Annotated in this window: 4 protein-coding genes; 2 read left to right on the top strand and 2 right to left on the bottom strand. The window is 38.7% G+C overall.

Annotated features, from left to right (window positions below):
* The first annotated feature begins 52 nt into the window (after window positions 1–52).
* Window positions 53–430, top strand: coding sequence for a fluoride efflux transporter CrcB (gene crcB / locus Q8907_16895; protein MDP4275947.1), 378 nt, complete (start codon window positions 53–55; stop codon window positions 428–430).
* Window positions 431–526: 96 nt separating this feature from the next.
* Window positions 527–892 carry a DUF190 domain-containing protein gene (locus tag Q8907_16900; GenBank protein ID MDP4275948.1) on the top strand — a complete coding sequence of 122 codons (366 nt, stop codon included), beginning with the start codon at window positions 527–529 and terminating at the stop codon, window positions 890–892.
* 43 nt (window positions 893–935) lie between these two features.
* On the opposite strand, the gene Q8907_16905 is transcribed toward Q8907_16900, so the two are convergent.
* Entirely contained in the window at window positions 936–1,142 is a 207-nt protein-coding gene (locus tag Q8907_16905) for a DUF2892 domain-containing protein (protein ID MDP4275949.1), read from the bottom strand.
* 24 nt (window positions 1,143–1,166) lie between these two features.
* The coding region (locus tag Q8907_16910) for an FAD-dependent oxidoreductase (GenBank protein ID MDP4275950.1) at window positions 1,167–1,688 on the bottom strand (522 nt) is incomplete at its 5' end.

The raw sequence follows: 1,688 nt of genomic DNA on the forward strand, positions 1-1,688 counted from the left end.
CCTGAATAAGCTGATAACTCCTACTATTTTCGAATAATTTTAATTTTGAATGATGTTTAGACAAATTCTTATTATCGGTGCGGGTGGTTTTCTGGGAACTGTTTCCCGTTTTCTTACTTCAAAATACATACAGGTATATTTCCCTTCTTCTTTTCCTTTAGGAACGTTTATTATTAATGTTCTGGGATGTTTTCTCATTGGCCTGTTCTATGGATTTTCGGAAAAGAGCAGTTTGGTTACCCCGGAATTGCGAATGTTTCTGACCGTCGGTTTTTGCGGAGGATTTACGACTTTTTCAACCTTTGCCAACGAGAATCTGACCATGCTGCGGGATGCGGAATTTTTCTATTCCCTTTTGTATGTCGGGCTCAGTATCTTTCTGGGAATACTTGCTGTATATCTTGGTAATTTACTAACAAAAATTATTTAATTATGAAACGAACATGTTTGCAAATAAACACAAAACACGAATGGAAATAGCAAACATGGAGTTCCATACGACCTTTGAAAATTAAACTATATTCGTATGAAAACCGAAGGAGAAGCAAAACTCTTAAAGATATTTATTAGTTCTACGGATAAATTCAAGCATAGACCTTTGTATGAAGTGCTTGTATTTGCTGCCAAACGCTACGGCCTGGCAGGGGCAACAGTACTTAAGGGAGTCATGGGATTTGGCGCCAGCAGCATGGTCTATTCCTTGAAAATCTGGGAAGTGACGGAAAAGGTCCCTATGGTGGTGGAAATGGTTGATGAGGCTGAAAAAATTGATGGTTTCTGTGAAATCATTACTCCTTATTTTGATAAGGTAAAAAATGGATGCATTATGACTGTTGAAAAAACGGAAGTTTTGTTATATAAACCAGGGATGAAGAAGGGTAAGACCAGGTAATAAAATTTTCAGAAACGAAAAAAGAGGTGAAGCACACCTCTTTTTATTCTTTCTTTTTGTTGGTACTTATTCCAAGTAGTTTATATAGCGGACAAAAGCCAATGAGGCTTGTTACAATGGCAATACTTGCAAGGATAAGCAGGATGACGGCCAATGCTCCTGAGATTACATCTATAAAATACAGAACAAAAATGACGACAGCAACCAGTATCCTGATTGTCCTGTCCGTAGATCCCATGTTTTTTTCCATGTAAATATGAATTTAGTTAATACATCAATATAATTCTTTTGCAATGGCAATTGCTGCGATGGTTCCGTCGGCAACAGCCGTAGTAATCTGGCGGTATTTCTTACTGATTACATCGCCCACTGCATACACTCCGGGTATATTGGTCAGCATATCTTCATCAGTTTTGATGTATCCCCACTGGTCGAGAACGAGTTTGCCTTCAAATAGCTGGATATTGGGTTTGAAACCGACAAAGATGAAGACGCCATCGCTTTCAATGGTTTCTCTTGTTTTACTCTTCAGATCCTCAATTTCCGTCAGCATTTTATCCCCTTTTCTGGTAAATGAACGGGGTTCGTGTTCAAAAAGGATATGAATCCCGGGATTGGCAAATACTTTGTCCTGAGCCCTTTTGTTGGCATTGAACTTATCAAACTGATGGATAATCGTTATTTTACGGGCAAAATGACTGATAAATTCAGATTCTTCCACAGCCGAATTGCCTCCTCCGATTACTACCACTTCTTTATCGGCATAATACTTGGCATCGCAGGTTGCACAGTAGGA

The sequence above is a fragment of the Bacteroidota bacterium genome, from assembly GCA_030706565.1.
In the GTDB taxonomy this organism is placed as follows: Bacteria; Bacteroidota; Bacteroidia; order Bacteroidales; family JAUZOH01; genus JAUZOH01.